This window comes from Leucobacter sp. UT-8R-CII-1-4 (assembly GCF_030010235.1).
Taxonomy (GTDB): Bacteria; Actinomycetota; Actinomycetes; order Actinomycetales; family Microbacteriaceae; genus Leucobacter.
On sequence record NZ_JASCRS010000005.1, the window covers coordinates 264,550 to 281,820 of the forward strand.

At 57.1% G+C, this 17,271-nt stretch carries 16 protein-coding genes and 3 tRNA genes; 6 read left to right on the top strand and 13 right to left on the bottom strand.

Annotated elements, in window-relative coordinates:
* Nucleotides 1–280 precede the first annotated feature (280 nt).
* The 3 genes from QBL02_RS12775 to QBL02_RS12785 are packed head-to-tail and all read left to right on the top strand — an operon-like array spanning nucleotide 281 to nucleotide 3,497.
* Complete coding sequence (locus QBL02_RS12775) at nucleotides 281–1,645, top strand: glycine betaine/L-proline ABC transporter ATP-binding protein (protein ID WP_282726811.1); 1,365 nt, start codon at nucleotides 281–283, stop codon at nucleotides 1,643–1,645.
* Between the two features lie 2 nt (nucleotides 1,646–1,647).
* On the top strand, nucleotides 1,648–2,532 hold the full coding sequence (locus tag QBL02_RS12780; protein WP_282726812.1) for a proline/glycine betaine ABC transporter permease: 885 nt from the start codon (nucleotides 1,648–1,650) through the stop codon (nucleotides 2,530–2,532).
* A 59-nt stretch (nucleotides 2,533–2,591) separates the two neighbouring features.
* Complete coding sequence (locus QBL02_RS12785; protein WP_282726813.1) at nucleotides 2,592–3,497, top strand: glycine betaine ABC transporter substrate-binding protein; 906 nt, start codon at nucleotides 2,592–2,594, stop codon at nucleotides 3,495–3,497.
* A 65-nt stretch (nucleotides 3,498–3,562) separates the two neighbouring features.
* Here QBL02_RS12785 and QBL02_RS12790 read toward each other — a convergent pair whose 3' ends face one another.
* Both QBL02_RS12790 and QBL02_RS12795 read right to left on the bottom strand, forming a co-directional pair.
* Entirely contained in the window at nucleotides 3,563–4,000 is a 438-nt protein-coding gene (locus tag QBL02_RS12790; RefSeq protein ID WP_282726814.1) for a DUF3054 domain-containing protein, read from the bottom strand.
* A 35-nt stretch (nucleotides 4,001–4,035) separates the two neighbouring features.
* Nucleotides 4,036–4,491: a hypothetical protein gene (locus QBL02_RS12795; protein ID WP_282726815.1), complete on the bottom strand. Its 456-nt coding sequence runs from the start codon at nucleotides 4,489–4,491 to the stop codon at nucleotides 4,036–4,038.
* A 215-nt stretch (nucleotides 4,492–4,706) separates the two neighbouring features.
* On the opposite strand from QBL02_RS12795, the gene valS reads away from it, so the two are divergent.
* The 3 genes from valS to QBL02_RS12810 are packed head-to-tail and all read left to right on the top strand — an operon-like array spanning nucleotide 4,707 to nucleotide 8,114.
* The gene (valS, locus tag QBL02_RS12800; RefSeq protein ID WP_282726816.1) at nucleotides 4,707–7,304 is read left to right on the top strand and encodes a valine--tRNA ligase; all 2,598 of its coding nucleotides are present in this window, start codon (nucleotides 4,707–4,709) and stop codon (nucleotides 7,302–7,304) included.
* Nucleotides 7,305–7,313: 9 nt separating this feature from the next.
* Entirely contained in the window at nucleotides 7,314–7,568 is a 255-nt protein-coding gene (locus tag QBL02_RS12805) for a Fe-S oxidoreductase (RefSeq protein ID WP_282726817.1), read from the top strand.
* A gap of 39 nt (nucleotides 7,569–7,607) precedes the next feature.
* Nucleotides 7,608–8,114, top strand: a complete 507-nt coding sequence (locus tag QBL02_RS12810; RefSeq protein WP_282726818.1) for a hypothetical protein — start codon at nucleotides 7,608–7,610, stop codon at nucleotides 8,112–8,114.
* Between the two features lie 5 nt (nucleotides 8,115–8,119).
* Here the strand turns inward: QBL02_RS12810 and clpX are convergent, their stop codons facing one another.
* The 11 genes from clpX to dnaG form a co-directional block, all read right to left on the bottom strand.
* Nucleotides 8,120–9,391: an ATP-dependent Clp protease ATP-binding subunit ClpX gene (clpX, locus tag QBL02_RS12815; protein WP_282726819.1), complete on the bottom strand. Its 1,272-nt coding sequence runs from the start codon at nucleotides 9,389–9,391 to the stop codon at nucleotides 8,120–8,122.
* Between the two features lie 132 nt (nucleotides 9,392–9,523).
* Nucleotides 9,524–10,192, bottom strand: coding sequence for an ATP-dependent Clp protease proteolytic subunit (locus QBL02_RS12820; RefSeq protein ID WP_282726820.1), 669 nt, complete (start codon nucleotides 10,190–10,192; stop codon nucleotides 9,524–9,526).
* A 20-nt stretch (nucleotides 10,193–10,212) separates the two neighbouring features.
* Nucleotides 10,213–10,797, bottom strand: a complete 585-nt coding sequence (locus QBL02_RS12825) for an ATP-dependent Clp protease proteolytic subunit (RefSeq protein WP_282726821.1) — start codon at nucleotides 10,795–10,797, stop codon at nucleotides 10,213–10,215.
* A gap of 149 nt (nucleotides 10,798–10,946) precedes the next feature.
* Nucleotides 10,947–12,446, bottom strand: a complete 1,500-nt coding sequence (gene tig, locus QBL02_RS12830) for a trigger factor (RefSeq protein WP_282726822.1) — start codon at nucleotides 12,444–12,446, stop codon at nucleotides 10,947–10,949.
* A gap of 64 nt (nucleotides 12,447–12,510) precedes the next feature.
* Nucleotides 12,511–12,588: transfer RNA gene (locus QBL02_RS12835), tRNA-Pro, on the bottom strand.
* Nucleotides 12,589–12,761: 173 nt separating this feature from the next.
* Nucleotides 12,762–13,460, bottom strand: coding sequence for an SDR family NAD(P)-dependent oxidoreductase (locus QBL02_RS12840; protein WP_282726823.1), 699 nt, complete (start codon nucleotides 13,458–13,460; stop codon nucleotides 12,762–12,764).
* Between the two features lie 132 nt (nucleotides 13,461–13,592).
* On the bottom strand, nucleotides 13,593–13,958 hold the full coding sequence (locus QBL02_RS12845) for a hypothetical protein (RefSeq protein WP_282726824.1): 366 nt from the start codon (nucleotides 13,956–13,958) through the stop codon (nucleotides 13,593–13,595).
* Nucleotides 13,959–14,190: 232 nt separating this feature from the next.
* Nucleotides 14,191–14,264 (bottom strand) — tRNA-Gly (locus QBL02_RS12850).
* 64 nt (nucleotides 14,265–14,328) lie between these two features.
* Nucleotides 14,329–14,401, bottom strand: a tRNA-Asn gene (locus QBL02_RS12855).
* Between the two features lie 73 nt (nucleotides 14,402–14,474).
* Nucleotides 14,475–15,323 carry an ATP-binding cassette domain-containing protein gene (locus QBL02_RS12860; protein ID WP_282726825.1) on the bottom strand — a complete coding sequence of 283 codons (849 nt, stop codon included), beginning with the start codon at nucleotides 15,321–15,323 and terminating at the stop codon, nucleotides 14,475–14,477.
* Between the two features lie 53 nt (nucleotides 15,324–15,376).
* Entirely contained in the window at nucleotides 15,377–17,254 is a 1,878-nt protein-coding gene (gene dnaG / locus QBL02_RS12865) for a DNA primase (RefSeq protein WP_282726826.1), read from the bottom strand.
* Nucleotides 17,255–17,271 lie beyond the last annotated feature (17 nt).

Here is a 17,271-nt window from a genome sequence, read left to right on the forward strand (position 1 = left end):
CCAAAATAGCGCGCAGTGCTCTTGATCTTTTGGTCAATAGCTTGTTAGCCTCGATGACAGCGTTGAACGCGGTGAGCAGTTCGCGCGTTGATTGTTGCGATCAAAATGCGGCGTCGAGATACGACAGCCCGACCGGATCGGCCAATCACGTGCACACCGTGTCCGCAATACAAAATCTGGCCTTTTGAGAGGCCACCCGGTGAACGGCGCCATTTTGCCCTACGCCCACCGAGGCACGGCTTTAGCCTGCCGTTTTTCATCACATCCTGAGGAGTAAAGCGTGAGCATACCCACGGCTCAACCCAACGCGTCTGCTGAGCAACCACAGCAGGCACAGCCCGCTGTATCCGTAAAAGCCGCATACAAAGTATTTGGCAAACGTCCCAAAGAGGCAGTGAGCCGTCTGCAAGCCGGAGCAAGCAGAGAAGACGTAAAGGCACTCGGAACAGCTGCCGTCATCGACGCAAGCTTTGACGTTCGCCCCGGCGAGATTTTTGTGGTCATGGGGCTCTCGGGATCAGGAAAGTCAACACTGATCCGCATGCTCAACGGCCTCAATTCCACAACGAGCGGATCAATCACCGTATTCGGCGAAGAAGTAGTCGGCCGTGACGCCAAAGAGCTGCGCGAGTTGCGCCGCGGCAGAATGTCGATGGTCTTTCAACACTTCGCACTCCTACCGCACCGAACGGTGCTTGAAAACGTAGCCTACGGGCTCGAACTGCAGGGTGTCTCGCGCGAGGAGCGGATTGAACGCGCCAGCTACTGGCTCGGCAGAGTTGGCCTTGAAGGCTGGCAGCACAGCCTGCCAGAAGAACTCTCCGGAGGCATGCAGCAGCGAGTCGGCATCGCCCGTGCACTCGCTGCCGACACCGAGATCCTACTTATGGACGAGGCATTCTCAGCCCTCGACCCATTGATTCGCCGAGAGATGCAAGAGCAACTCATCGAATTGCAGCAGGAGCTCGGTAAAACCATCGTCTTTATTACCCACGATTTGAACGAGGCGATGTTTCTTGGCGACCGAATCGCGGTGATGCGCGACGGTCGTATCGTGCAGATCGGTACACCGAATGAGATTTTGACTGATCCAGCGAACGATTACGTTTCACAGTTTGTGCAAGACGTCGATCGCGCCCGAGTGCTCACCGCGGCCGATGTCATGGAACCCCCACACGCAGTCGTGTTTGCCTCGGCAGGTCCGCGCACGGCACTTCGCCTGATGCGCGACCAGCAGACCTCTGCGTGCTTCGTGACGACCGCGAACCGCAAACTTCTCGGAGTTGTACGTGACCGAGACGTGCTCCGACAAGTGCGTGAGGGCAGCACAGACCTCACCGAACGCCTGCGGCCAGCACCGGGCACGGTTACCAAAGACCAGATCATCGCCGAACTCTTTGAGCTTGCTGTCGAAAGCCACCTCCCCGTCGCGGTGACCGATGAACAAGATCGCCTCATCGGCGTGGTGCCCCGAGTCACACTGCTCGCAGCCCTAGCCGATTTGCCTGCCACAACAACGGAGATACCAATCATCGAACCAACCCCTGATGTTCCGGCGGCCACAATCACCGCGGCGCTGGAGAGCGTGCGATCCAGCGAAACAAGCGTGAACAATACTCCGGCCGATCCTCAGAAGGGAGCGTAAGCATGAACCCCGAACTCCCCCGCATCCCCCTTGGCGACTGGGTCAAGGTCGCGCTTGATTGGTTCCGCGTAACGTTTGAATGGTTGCTTGATTTCTTCAGCATGATCTTTAAGGGATCTGTCGAGGGACTCGTCGATCTACTCATGGCAGTGCCTTACCCAGCCCTCATTCTGGTGTTTGCTTTTATCGGCTGGCTCGTGCGCTCCTGGAAACTCGCTATCGGTACCGTACTTGGCTTCTTGCTCATTGTGAGCATGGGGCTATGGCATCACGCGATGCAGACGCTCAGTTTGGTGCTGATTGCAACGTTCGTGTCGGTTGTAATCGCCGTTCCCCTTGGTATTCTCGCGGCACGAAACGACCGCTTTAGTGCTTTCATCAAACCCGTACTCGACTTCATGCAAACAATGCCCGCCTTCGTCTGGCTTGTTCCAGCAGTGCTCTTCTTCAGCATCGGCTTTGCACCCGGAGTCTTCGCGACGATCATATTTGCGATGCCACCGGGAGTTCGTTTCACCGAGCTCGGCATTCGCGGTGTCGATTCCGAAACAGTCGAAGCTGGCTACGCCTTTGGCGCCACTCCGGGCCAGATTTTGCGAGGGATCCAGCTGCCACTTGCGATGCCAACGATTATGGCAGGCATCAATCAGGTCATCATGCTTTCGCTCTCGATGGTTGTGCTCGCCGGAATCGTCGGCGCGAACGGCCTCGGTAAAGACGTCGTCACAGCTGTCTCCACCGCAAAGGTGGGGCTCGGCGTCGAAGCAGGTCTTGCCATCGTTGTGATCGCGATCTTCCTTGATCGCGTGACGGCTGCGCTTGGCAACCCGAACGAACACCCAAACTCTCTGCTTGCCAAACGTCGCAAGCAGATCAAGGCCAAGTAAGAGTGGCCGACCCCACACTTGTCCCCAATCACAGCGCAAGCTGAACGAAAGGAAACACCATGAAGAAGCTAGGACTCACCGGAGTGCTCGCCCTTGGAGCCGCCGCGAGCATCGCGCTGGCTGGCTGCCAGTCCGGAGCTACCGGCGGTGATAGCGGCACGGGCGGCTCAGGCGACACCATCACCCTCGGGTACATTCCGTCTTGGACCGACGGCCTGAGCACCGCCTACCTGTTGGAGAATCAGCTCACACAGCTTGGCTACAACGTCGAAATGGAAGAACTCACCGAGGCTGGTGTGCTGTATGCCGGCCTGTCGCAGGGTGACATCGACATCTATCCTTCGGCTTGGCCTGAGGTAACTCACGCTGAATACATGGAACAGTTTGGCGATGATCTCGAAGATCTCGGGGCGTACTACGACAACGCGAAGCTCACCATCGCGGTACCGAGCTACACCGATATCGATTCGATCGATCAGCTTGCGGCAAATGCCGACAAGTTCGGTGGCGAAATCGTTGGTATCGAGCCAGGTGCGGGACTCACCGGCGTTACCGAGAACGAGATGATGCCGGCATACGGCCTGACCGACAAATACTCACTGCTTACCTCGTCGACCGCGACCATGCTCACGGAGCTTGGCAACGCAATCGATAAAAAGGAAGACATTGTGGTCACCCTCTGGCGTCCGTTCTGGGCGTACGACGCCTACGACGTCAAGGATCTGAAGGACCCACTCGGCGCTATGGGTGACGCAGAGGGCCTCCACTTCCTCGGGAAGAAGGGCCTATCAGAGCAGTACCCAGATATTGCTGAGCTGATTGCCGGCATCAAACTCGATGACGCAGCCTACGGTTCGCTTGAGTCGATGGTGACCGGAGACGAATACGACGGCGATCCAGCCGGTGCGGTTTCTGCGTGGATCAAGGAACACCCAGAAGCGTTCCCGACGCTGATCGCCAGCTAGCACGGTTCGGGTGGGCGATCCTCGTTTATATAAAGGTAACGAGGATCGCCCACCCTTTTGCCGTCTTATGCCTGCTTGCGGCGCGAACGCAGGACCTTGATCAGTGCGGCAATTGCGCGCCAGCCAATCAGGCTTACGCCGAGTGTTCCGGTAGCGACCAAAACGAACGGCAATGGCGCCCCACCGGTCGTAAACCACACCCGGAAGAGCATGCCGAGGGCGACAGTGCCGAGCCAGATTGGCAGACCGCTTCGCAACATCGCGAAGGGGCGACGCCAAGCAAAGCTCAACACCCAAGAGAGCAGAAGCGCCAGTAAGAACGGCCAAGCTGTCGCAAAGGTGCCTTCAATCGACGAAACCTCGCCGTGCTGCGAGCGTCCGCTCGAAGCAAAAACCAGCACGAAGAACACATCGAGTATCACGGCGATCGCGATCACCCCAAGACCCGTACGTACTACTGACTGAGAACCTTCGGTGCCGTCACCGTTCATTTGCGCGCTCACGCGTTTCACTCTACCCGTCAAGGGTGAATGCCTGGCTAGCTCAACTCCGAAACGTCGCTTTGACCTGTTTCAGTAAGCACAACCGTCAATTCGACAGGACGCTTTGAGACTTCTGACGGCAATGTAAAGGTGTGCGTGGCTGGAGACATATCTGCTGTGCAGACCTCATTTGGTGAAGCCTTGAAAGTCAGCAGCAGGCTGGTATCTGACCTCGCCTCAAGAGAGTCAGCGACCGGCACGCAGGTGCTGCTGCCCCAGGTCACAACGGCAAAAGTTTTACCTTCGTCGATCCATCCGGTCAAAATCTGTTCGCCGAGCTTGTCGTTGTCGATGCGATCTTCCCACCCCTCGGGTACACCCTGTGTTACCGAATCGCTGACCGCAGCCGGCGGTGTGGTCTCAACTGGTGCTTCGGGGCTTTCTGCACCGCAGCCGATCAAAAGAAGCGCAGCAGTTATCAAGACCGCTGATTGAGCAAGATGTTTTTTCATGGCGACCTCGCCTCGAAGTTCGAGTGTGTTTGGGCGAGACCGAACTGTCTCACTGGGTTCTCATTGTGTCACCGCGACTTGCGACAGGGTAGGGCTTGAGCCATTTTTGAGTAGCTACCGGCTAAGATTGTTGAAACCACCATTAGGCACCAAGACCGCGCACATTTCAGCGGTCGATCACTCGGTGCCGCCCATATCGAAATCGGAGACCAGACATGAGTGCGATCCCAGACAAGCCACAACTCGAGGGTCTCGAAGAAAAGTGGGGGGCAATTTGGGAAGCACAGGGCACATATCGCTTTGAGCGCGAGGGCGCTGACCGCGACGCCGTCTACAGCATCGATACCCCGCCACCAACCGCTTCAGGTTCGCTCCATGTCGGCCACGTGTTCAGCTATACGCACACGGATACTGTTGCGCGATTCCAGCGGATGCGCGGCAAGCGAGTGTTCTACCCAATGGGTTGGGACGACAACGGACTGCCCACTGAGCGTCGCGTGCAGAACTACTACGGTGTGCGCTGTGATCCATCGCTCCCCTACGTTGACGGTTTCGTACCACCGCACGAGGGCGGTGACGGCAAGAGCATCAAGGCAGCGGATCAGCAGCCGATTTCACGCCGCAACTTTATTGAGCTCTGCGAACGTCTCACCGTCGAAGACGAAAAGCAGTTTGAAGACCTCTGGCGCACCCTCGGCCTTTCAGTTGACTGGGCACAGAGCTACCGCACAATTGGCCAGGAGTCGCTGCGGGCATCGCAGCTCGCGTTTATTCGTAACGTTGAGCGCGGTGAGGCTTACCAGGCTCAGGCGCCAACCCTGTGGGACGTGACCTTCCGCACCGCTGTTGCGCAGGCTGAGCTCGAAGATCGTGATCAGCCAAGCGCCTACCATGCGCTCGCGTTCCATCGCACCGATGGTGCAGGCGACATCGTCATCGACACCACCCGTCCCGAACTTCTTGCTGCCTGCGTGGCACTGGTTGCACATCCTGACGACGAACGGTACAAGCCGCTCTTTGGCAGCACCGTTCGCACCCCAATCTTCGGTGTCGAGGTTCCAATTGTTGCGCACCACCTGGCCCAGCAAGACAAGGGCACCGGCATCGCGATGATTTGCACCTTCGGTGACGTCACCGACGTGATCTGGTGGCGCGAGCTCAACCTGCCCAACCGTGCAATTCTCGGTTTTGACGGCCGTATTGTCTCGGAAGCGCCGGAAGCGATCAGCACCGAGGCGGGCCTCGAAGCATTCGCCCAGATTGCTGGGAAGACCGTTTTCAGCGCGAAGCAGGTCATGGTTGAGATGCTGCAGGCAAGCGGCGAACTTCAGGGTGAGATCCGAAAGATCACTCACCCGGTGAAATTCTTCGAGAAGGGCGACAAGCCACTCGAGATCGTGTCGACCCGCCAGTGGTACATCAAGAACGGTGCGCGTGACGAAGCCCTCCGTGAGCGCCTGCTTGCACACGGCAAGGAACTCGAATGGCACCCTGACTTCATGCGGGTTCGCTACGAAAACTGGGTCGAAGGACTCTCCGGCGACTGGTTGATTTCTCGCCAGCGTTTCTTTGGTGTGCCAATTCCTGTCTGGTACCCGCTTGATGCCGACGGAAACCCGGTCTTTGATCAGCCGATCATGCCTGAGCTGTCTCAACTGCCCGTTGACCCATCAAGTGATGTGCCAGCTGGCTTCACGGAAGATCAGCGCGGGGTTGCTGGAGGATTCCAGGGCGAGGTAGACGTGATGGATACCTGGGCCACCTCATCTCTGACCCCGCAGCTCGCAGGCGGCTGGGAGCGCGATCAGGAACTCTACGATCTGGTCTTCCCATTTGATCTGCGCCCTCAGGGCCAGGACATCATTCGCACTTGGCTGTTCTCTACGCTGCTGCGCAGTGAGCTTGAATCGGGCACACTGCCTTGGCGTCACGCAGGCATCTCGGGCTGGATCCTTGATCCAGACCGCAAGAAGATGTCGAAGTCGAAGGGCAACGTGGTAACGCCTGCTGGTATGCTGCAGCAGCACGGCAGCGACGCGGTTCGCTATTGGGCCGCTTCTGCAAAGCTCGGCACCGACGCCTCGTTCGATCCGCAGAACCCGACGCAGATCAAGATCGGTCGCCGTCTGGCGATCAAGCTGCTGAACGCTGCAAAGTTCACGCTCGGTTTCGACGCGAGCGGAGTCGGTGGCGGAGTTACTGAAGCGCTCGATCGTTCGATGCTTGCAAGTCTGGCAAAGGTTGTGGACGACGCGACTCGCGCGTTTGAGGCTTACGACCACGCACGTGCGCTGGAGCTCACCGAAAGCTTCTTCTGGACCTTCTGCGACGACTACCTCGAACTGGTTAAGGAACGCGCGCACAGCGGCGAGGGCCAGCCGCAGGCATCGGCCGTTGCTGCGCTTCGTGAAGCTCTCTCGGTGTTCGTTCGACTGCTCGCACCGTTCATTCCATACGCAACTGAGGAGGTGTGGTCATGGTTTGCCGAGGGCTCGGTGCACCAGGCACAATGGCCTACTTCTGCGGAGCTGATCGCAGTTGCTGGCGAAGAAGCTGATCTTGGCCTGCTCTCACTTATGGGCGGTGCTCTGATCGGCGTTCGCGGCGCAAAGACAGCCGCCAAAGCGTCGCAAAAGACCCAGGTCGAGCTTGCCGTTGTACAGGCCCCCGAAGTAGATGCAGCTCGCCTGCGTCTTGCTGCGGAGGACCTCGCAGGTGTCGGTCGTATTACTGAACTGCGAATCGAAGCAGCCGACGTCGCAGCGGTCACCGTGAGCGAAATCGTTCTCGCGCAGGCAGAGACCGAAGGTTAAGAGGCTGCAATGCAGTTGGGGGCACGTTGGCGAGTGGGCGATCCACCGCATCGAAGCGTGCCCCCTTCTCTGCATCAGGCAATTGCCGAGGCAGAACTGGCGCACCCTTCAGCAGCATCTTGGACTCTCACCTGGCTTGAGGGAAGACCGCGATGTGAGCTCGATGACCTGGCGCTGGTGACGCTCACCGCCACCGGAGACGTTTCTTCAAGTCAGCTGCAAACGCTGAGTGGCGAAGATGATGACGATGATTGGCTGCTGTAACCTCAGAAGCTCAGTGACTACAGACTGCTAGGGGCACTCATGACTGCACACAATTCAAGCGACACCACACAAAAGTTTGTTCGTGGTGTCGTCCTTCCTATTGCTGCGCTGATGCTCGTGTTTGGCACTGCTGCTTGTGCGCCCGAGCCTGTTGCTGGGTCTGTAGATAAGGAAGCTGAAACTACGAGCCCCGAAACAGAGTGGGCCACGGACGATACCGCAGGCACCGAGCTCACAGCGACGCTGCCAGAGTCATTCCCAAGCGAGTTCTTTAAGCTGCCAACAGACGCAACTATCTACAATGCAGGCGAACGCAATTCCGAGCAGTGGTTTGTGGTGCTGAAAACCACGGACACCGCAACTGGAGATGCACTCTGGTCTTCGATCATTGAGCTGAACGCATTCGCCGTGGCAGACGAGACAGAAACTTCAGAGGGCGGTGTTGCAGCGACGCTGAGCCAAGGCCCACTCACGGTGCAGGCGATGACCATTCCAAACGCCGACGGCAGCGTGCTATTGAGCTACGACGTCAGCCGGATGTTCTAGGCGGCCTAGGCGCTACGCTCTGCTCCCCCGGCCGCACTGAGCACACGCGGTGCTGCTTCACCGAGAACAGCTTCTCTGGTCACGATGACCTTCGTCACCTCAGTGTTTGACGGAACATCAAACATCACCGGACCAAGCACGTCTTCGAGAATCGCTCGAAGACCGCGGGCGCCGGTCTTTCTCGCTACTGCAAGTTCAGCAATCGCTTCAAGTGACGCGAGTTCAAACTCTAGACTCACACCGTCGAGCTCAAACATACGTTGATATTGCTTTACGAGAGCATTCTTGGGTTCTGAAAGAATACGCACGAGCGCTTCGACATCGAGTGGCTCGACGGTGGCCACCACAGGAAGGCGACCAATAAACTCTGGGATCAAGCCGAACTTATGCAGATCTTCGGGTTGCACCTGGGAAAGCAGTTCTGCTTCGTTTCGTTTACTCTCAACCGGAGCTCCGAAGCCAATACCGCCCTTGCCAAGGCGCGAGCCAATGATTTCCTCAAGGCCGGCAAAGGCACCCGCCACAATAAAGAGAACGTTCGTGGTGTCAAGCTGAATAAATTCTTGGTTTGGGTGCTTGCGCCCGCCCTGCGGTGGGATCGAGGCGACGGTGCCTTCAAGAATCTTTAGGAGCGCCTGCTGTACGCCCTCGCCCGAGACATCTCGAGTGATCGAGGGGTTCTCAGCCTTGCGCGTGATCTTATCGACCTCATCGATATAGATAATGCCCATTTCTGCACGCGCAACATCGTAGTCGGCGGCCTGCAGCAACTTGAGAAGAATATTCTCAACGTCTTCGCCTACGTAGCCGGCCTCGGTAAGCGCGGTGGCATCGGCTACAGCAAACGGAACATTCAATTGACGCGCGAGCGACTGTGCGAGATAGGTCTTGCCACAGCCCGTTGGACCCAGAAGCAAGATGTTGGACTTTGCAATCTCAACCTGTTCAGAGATTGACTCAGCACTCGTAATTGATTTTGCGGCGCGAACTCGCTTGTAGTGGTTGTAGACGGCGACCGCGAGTGATTGTTTTGCACGATCTTGACCGATCACGTACTGATCAAGAAAATCTGAGATTTCGCGAGGCTTGTGCAGTGTGAACTCACTCTGCTCAGTTGCAGAGTGCTCGGCAAGGCGCTCTTCAATGATCTCGTTGCAAAGCCCAACGCATTCATCGCAGATATAGATCTGCGGGCCAGCGATAAGCTGCTGAACCTGCTTCTGGGATTTACCGCAGAACGAGCACTTGAGCAACTCGCTGCTCTCGATCTTCGCCATGTGCGCCCCTCGTTGATCTCGTACGTTTCCGGTTGACCCGAGCCTAGCCCCAGCCACCGACATTCAGGATTCAGGCACGCCGCTCTCGGAAGAACGACGTGCCTGCGTCCATAACAGTGAATCTAGCCGAAGCTACTGACCAATTACTGGCTGTGGGTTCTTGCGGCTGGTGAGCACCTGATCGATCAGACCGTATTCGAGCGCCTCGTTGGCGTTCAGGATCTTGTCGCGATCAATGTCGTTGTGAACCTGCTCAACCGAACGCTTTGAATGCTTCGAAAGCGTTGACTCAAGCCACTCACGCATACGCATGATTTCGCGGGCCTGAATCTCGATATCGCTTGCCTGGCCGTGACCGCCCTGCCCCGTTGAGGGCTGGTGAATCAGCACGCGCGCATTTGGCAGAGCCAGGCGCTTGCCTGGGGTACCGCCGGCGAGGAGCACAGCAGCTGCAGAAGCCGCCTGGCCGAGGCACACAGTCTGAATGTGCGGCTTGATGTACTGCATGGTGTCGTAGATCGCCGTCATTGCGGTGAATGATCCACCTGGCGAGTTGATGTACATAATGATGTCGCGCTCAGTGTCCTTGCTTTCGAGCACGAGCAACTGCGCCATGATGTCATCGGCCGAGGTGTCATCTACCTGCACACCGAGGAAAATAATACGGTCTTCGAAAAGCTTGGCGTACGGATCGGTAAAGCGAGTGCCGTATGCGGTGCGCTCCTCAAACTGCGGGAGGATGTAGCGCGAGTTCGGCATCATCAGTGGTGAGACGCCTGCCTGGGGCTGGGTATTTTGCATCAAAGGTCTCCTGTGCCGTCTTACTTCTTGGTTCCGCCGCCACCGACGACGTCGCTAGCCGAGTCGCGAATGAAGTCAACGAAACCGTACTCAAGTGCCTCATCGGCACTGAACCAACGGTCACGATCGCCGTCGGCATTAATCTGTTCTACGGTCTTGCCGGTCTGCGCAGCCGTAATCTCAGCAAGACGGTTCTTCATCGAGGTAATGAGTTGCGCCTGAGTCTGAATATCGCTTGCGGTGCCGCCAAAGCCACCGTGTGGCTGGTGCAGCAGCACGCGAGCGTTTGGCGTGATGTAACGCTTGCCCTTGGTACCAGCGGTCAACAGGAACTGGCCCATCGAAGCAGCCATACCAATACCCACGGTCACGATATCGTTCGGCACGAAGCTCATCGTGTCGTAGATAGCCATGCCTGCGGTAATCGAACCACCGGGCGAGTTAATGTAGAGGTAAATATCTGCCTCGGGATCCTCGGCAGCGAGCAACAAGATCTTTGCGCAGATCTCGTTCGCATTTTCATCTCGCACTTCCGACCCAAGCCAAATGATGCGATCCTTGAGCAGTCGCTCGAACACGCTGTTCGGCGCCATCTGTTCAGCCATAGCTGCACTCCTTCAATTCGTGCCTGATATGAGGCTACCGATTTCGCGGCCCTCGCGCGTGCCTGTTCGCCCTAGGCGTTCTAGTGCGAACAAACAAAGAACCCCCACCAAAAACTTGGCGGGGGTTCTTTTCAAAGAAAGTGAAGGAATTACTTCTCTTCGTCCTTCTTTGCTGGCTTCTTAGCGGCTGGCTTCTTCGCAGCAGGCTTCTTTGCAGGAGCCTTCTCGTCTGCATCAGCCTTCTTCGCTGCTGGCTTCTTCGCAGGAGCCTTCTTCGCAGGTGCCTTCTTGGCTGGAGCAGCCTCGGTTGCCTCTGCGGCCTCCTCGACGATCTCCTCAGCCTCGTTGACTACCTCGGCAACTTCTTCGTCATCAACAGCGGTGAATTCGCTGAGGTCAACTGCCTTGCCGTTCTTGTCGACAACCTTTGCCTTCGACAGAGCAACTGCGAGTGCCTTGTTACGGGTCACCTCGCCGAGGATCATGCCCATCTGGTTGCCCTGGCTGATTGCCTGGAGGAACTGCGATGGGTCCATGCCGTACTGCTGAGCCGACTGGAAGATGTACTGCGAGAGCTCGTTCTGGGTTGGGGTGATGTTCTCAGCCTCAACGATTGCGTCGAGCAGGAGCTGCAGAGCGATCTGCTTCTCGGTCTGCTCACGAACCTCTGCGCGGTGCTCATCGTCTTCAAGGCGACCTTCGCCCTCGAGGTGACGGTGAACTTCTTCTTCAACGAGCTCCTCGCTGACAGGGATGCCAGCCTTCTCGATGAGGGTGTCGGTGAACAGGTCACGCGCCTGGCGGCCCTGTGCAAAGACCGAAGCCTGTGCGACCTGCTCGCCGAGGCTCTCGCGGAGTTCTGCAATAGTGTCGAACTCGCTAGCGAGCTGCGCGAAGTCGTCATCTGCCGTAGCGAGCTCGCGCTCCTTAACAGCGGTGATCGAAACCTCGACCTCTGCGTCCTGGCCTTCGTACTCGCCGCCGAGCAGCTGAGAGGTAAAGGTGGTGGTCTCGCCTGCAGTGAGAGTCTCAACTGCTTCGTCAAGGCCAACAAGCATGTTGCCTGCGCCGACCTCGTACGAAACGCCGTTCGCCTGGTCAACGTCGTTACCGTCGATGCGAGCAACGAGGTCGAGCTCAACAAAGTCGCCGGTCTTAGCTGGGCGTTCAACGGTGTTCAGGTTACCGAAGCGCTCACGCAGCTTGGTAAGTTCCTGCTCAACAGCGTCGTCGCCTACCTCAGCGTTGTCGACCTCGATCTTGAGGCCCTCGTACTTAGGAAGCTTGAACTCTGGGCGAGCCTCTACCTCGAAGACAAGCGTCATGACGCTCTTCTCGTCTTTAAGGTCAAGCCACTTGGCAACGTCAGCAGTTGGACGACCCATTGGCTGAGTGTCGGTCTCGGTGAGCGCTGCCTGGAAGAAAGAATCGAGCGAGTCGTTGACTGCCTGCTCGATAACTGCCTGACGGCCAACGCGCTGATCGATGATCGGTGCTGGCACGTGACCCTTGCGGAAGCCAGGGATCGAGACCTGCTCAGAGATCGTCTTGTAAGCCTGCTTGAGGAATGGCTCGAGATCAGCGATTGTGATATCGACCGTGAGCTTTACCCGAGTCGGATTCAGCTTCTCTGCATTTGTCTTAGGCAATTTGGCCTCTCAATATCTCTTTGTGCAGTAGGACTCAGTGTTGTTGTAAACCGAAAGAGGTTCGTGGTCGGGGTAACAGGATTCGAACCTGCGACCTCCCGCTCCCAAAGCGGGCGCTCTAGCCAAGCTGAGCTATACCCCGGTAACAAACAACCATGCAAGTCTAGCGGAACATTCGGCACCAGGTGAATCACCGGTGGAATTTCTGCCGAACTCCGCGAGTTTCTCTGCATGGATTACATTACAGGTAGATCGCTCCAGGTTTCAAACTGAGCGCGTTCTTACGGCGATTCGTCAATGTTTAAGCCAAAGTTCTCAAAAGCGTTTATCGGCAATCGCGGGCATGATCAGTTCGCGAACAAACGATGAAGACGAGTTTTCGAGCAGCACCTTCACCACGTCGACAACGTCGTGCAGAGGGATCAATTCGCCCTCACCGCGCGCCGCCGCGGTCACTCTTGGGGTGTCGAGGGCATCTTCGGTATTAAGGTTGCCCAACTGCAGCACGGTGACAGCCAATCGCTGATCGCGGTAGCCCTCGCGAAGCGCATCTGCGACACCGTTGAGAGCGGCCTTTGTGGCGCCGAAGGTCACTTCAGGCCGGCCGCTACGGGGCAGCCCTGAAGTTGATCCGGTGATGATGACTTTTGGCGCGCCACTTCCAAGCAGCTTCGGCACAATGGCTTTGGCCGCGACGATCAGTCCTGTTACGTTTACGGCGAGCATTTCCTCGACCGCACTGTCGTCTTGCTCTTCAAAACGATATTCGTCGCTAAACGCTGTGGGTTCCCATATCCCAAGATTCCAGATAAGCACGTCAAGTGGCCCCGGCAGAGCATCTTCGAGTGCGGCTACCGCGACCTTTGGCTCACTAAAATCGACCGCGATCCAGCGCCCGTTACACCAGACAGGTACCGACCTCGACACTCCGATTACTTCGTGTCCGGATGCTGTCAAACCCTCGACGAAGGCTTTACCAAGCCCGGAGCTTGCACCAATCACCAGTATTCGCATGCTGTCAATTATCCAGCCATCGGCCTGGGAAAGACGGGAGCGCCGGGTTGTTAGAAACAATCACCGGCGCTCCAGCAGCCGGTTAGGGCTGCGCAGGATCAGTTCACCGCCATAGGGCGAAAGTGGTGATGGTTAGGCAACACACTTGTCAAGCACGGCAGTGAGCTTTGCGTTGTCTTCTTCGGTTGCCGTGCCGCTAGCAATCGCGGTCTCAAGCGCCATGAATTCTTCGAAGGTGAATGTTTCTGTGACCACTTCGAAGCACTTGCCACATAGCTCTTCGCTGGCGCCAGCTTGTGATGAACACGAAGAAACGAAGTTGTCACGCACCTGTGCGGGGTACTCAGAACCATTCTGTGGAGCCTGCGATTCGGTGGTCTCTGCGACCGAATCTTCTTTGAGGGTTTCTGGGCCTGATGGACTGCAGGCAGCGAGCGAGAACACGAGTGCAACGGCACCAATCAGTGCAGCAGAAGTACGATTCAGGTTATTTTTCATACATCTATCCTGCGTTTATGTACGCCGGTAAAGCAAATGCGCAAAACCCGGCTCGCTCAGCGAACCGGGTTTGTTGGAGGGGATGACGGGAATTGCGTAAAGCGCTCAAAACAAAGGCCATTTCTGGGCTTTGTGCGCGTTGCGCCGAGGCCGTCCCGGCCTCGGACAAGGGTTCGTGAGGATTCCCGGAGTCCCAAACAAAAACCCGGTTCGCTCAGCGAACCGGGTTTGTTGGAGGGGATGACGGGAATCGAACCCGCGTAATCAGTTTGGAAGACTGAGGCTCTACCATTGAGCTACATCCCCACAATTCGGCAGTTCAATGAACTCCCTCATCATTTACGAAAACCCTCACATTGTGAGGGTTTCGCTCCCCCGGCTGGGCTCGAACCAGCGACATCCTGATTAACAGTCAAGCGCTCTGCCAACTGAGCTACAGGGGATCATTGCCTGGGCAACGTCGTTAAGCTTAGCAAGCTCCAGAAAGCTGACGCAAATCCGACTCGCCGATAGAATTTACTCCTCGGCTACCTCGTCGTAAGCCGTCGCTCGAAGTGCGGTTGCTAGTCGTTGCACATACCCGTGATCAGCTCTGCGGAAGATCTCATTAATGTCTCCAGCACCCACCAGATGGCCCTGTTGCAGCACGAGAACATCGTGCACAAGCGCTTCAAGCAAACCAATGTCATGAGTCACCAGGATCATGCTGGCACTCGTGCGCGCTTTGAACCATTTGAGCAGTTCAACGATTCGAGGACGGTTGTTCGCGTCAACGCCTAGCGTTGGTTCGTCTGCGACCAGTAGCGAAGGTGAGAGCATCAGTGACTTCATCACTGCGATGCGCTGCCGTTGGCCTTTTGAGAGTTCGTATGGGTACTCTTTGAGCTTGGTCAGCGGAAGCGAAACGATATCCATCATCTCGGCAATCACAGTACCGAGCTCTTCGCGATCAAAGTCTTTCGTTCGTTCCGAAATCGGCTGCAACAAAATATCGCCGACGTTGAGTTCCGGGGTAAGTGTCGCGCCGGCATCCTGAGACAAGAATCCAACATGAGCAGTGAGCCGGTTAGTGGCGCGGCGGTTGAGTCTGCGCATTGGCAGTCCGAGCACGGTTGCGTCTCCCCCGCCAACTTTGATCCGCGCGTGCTTCTCTCCAGCGTCGTTGCCGTGGCCTGCCAAGAATCGAGCGACGGTTGATTTGCCAGATCCGCTCTCGCCAAGCAGCGCGAGCACATGACCCCTGCCGAGTTCAAAGCTCAAGCCGTCAACGGCGTTAAAGGCCTTCGCTCCCCCGTGCGCGGGGTACATCAGCGAAAGATCCGATACCGTCACTGCCGGGTCAGCGTCTCTGACTGGCTCGATCATGCGACTTGCCTCCTATTGGGTGCGGATACTTTAGGGTAGCGCGCACCAGGCCACTATTCCGCGCGCAAACTCCGGCGCGCCGATTCGAGTGCGGCGAGTTGCTCTTGAATTCTTCTTGATCCGGGGTCGCTCGGGTCACCGATCCGCTGCATTCTCGAAACAAGTTCAGATTTTAGTGAGAGTAAATCACGATCAAGCAGTGAAGCGATCACGTCACGTGAATAAGCGGGTAGCAGTTCCGGCTTGTTTTGCGGCATTGGAGCAAAAGCCAGCTCTCGAATGAGCTCACGATACGGCTCCGGGGCCTCTGACATAACCTGTTCAAACCAGCCAGCTTGACCTAGAGTTTCCAGCGACGCGCCGATTGCATCGCGCACTACGCGCAACGCTGGATCACCGACCTCAGCGGTAACCGCCTGAGCCATGAGCTCGGGGCCAACCATTTCAGATTGCTGGATCATAGCCATCAGCGCGTCGCGCTCAAGGCGAACCCCTGGCGTCGATGGCAGTGAAGCGAGAGTCGCCCGGGGCCGCTCCGCTTCGGCTGAGAGCTGCTGATTGCCGTATTGTCCAGGTTCTTGAGGTGCGCGAGGATCACCCGGCCTCGTTCGTGAGGACTTCGCTGATCCACGCACAGCCCGCTGCACTTCGCCGAGCTCCATGCCAAGCATTCGCGCCAGTTCTCTGGTGTACCCGGGTTTCAGAGCTTGATCTTTCAGCTCGGCAATGATCGGTGCCGAAGCACGAAGCGCGGAGACCCGACCCTCAACTGTGTTCAAGTTGAAGCGGGAGATTGCTTGTCTCAATGCGAATTCAAATAGTGGAACCTTGGTGGTGAACAAATCACGCACAGCCTGATCACCGCGGTGCAAGCGCAGGTCGGCAGGGTCAAGCCCCTCTGGGGCAACAGCGACATAGGTTTGTGCGCTGAAGAGCTTCTCATCGCTAAAGGCACGTAGCGCGGCCTTTTGACCAGCTTCATCAGGGTCAAAAGTGAAGATCACTTCGGCCGCAGAATCGTCGCCCATCACGCGGCGCAGTACCGAAATATGGTCTTTGCCGAATGCCGTGCCACAGGTCGCAACAGCAGCTTCTTCGCCTGCCAGGTGACATGCCATGACGTCTGTGTAGCCTTCAACGACCACCACGCGTTTGCCCTTTGAGATGGCCCGCTTGGCGAGGTCAAGCCCGTAGAGCACGCGCGACTTGTGGTAAATCGGCGTTTCTGGGGTGTTCAGATACTTCGGTCCGTTGTCGTCCTCGTAAAGCTTGCGGGCGCCAAAACCAACTGTCTGGCCGCTGGTATCGCGAATTGGCCAGACAATTCTGCCGCGGAAACGATCATATACACCGCGCTGCCCCTCACTCGCGAGACCCGATTGAGCAAGTTCTTTCGGGTTATAGCCCTGAGCTTTGAGGTGGTTCGTGAGCGCATCCCACCCCTTCGGAGCGTATCCAACACCAAACTTTGCGCAGGCTGCCTCATCAAAACCGCGCTGCTGCAAGAACTCTCGCGCAGTCTGCGCTTCGGCGCTGCGCAATTGCTCGACGTAAAACTCACTTGCGGCCTGGTGCGCGGCAAAGAGCCGGGCCCGGTTCGGGCCATCATCGCGCCGCTCGGTGCCCTCTTCATAGCTCAACACGTAGTGCAGGCGACCCGCTAGCCGTTCAACCGCCTCGGTAAAGGTGAGGTGATCCATGCGCTGCAAAAAACTAATGGCGTCGCCAGATTCACCGCAGCCAAAGCAGTGGTAATAGCCGAGGCTCGGCCGCACGTGAAAACTCGGGCTGCGTTCGTCGTGAAAAGGGCACAAGCCCTTCATCGAATCGATACCACCGGTTTTTAATGCGACATGCTCGCCGACGAGATCGGCCAGGTTGGTGCGTCGCTTGACTTCTTCAATGTCTGAAGACTTAATTCGACCCGCCATAGCTGAATTCTAGTCAG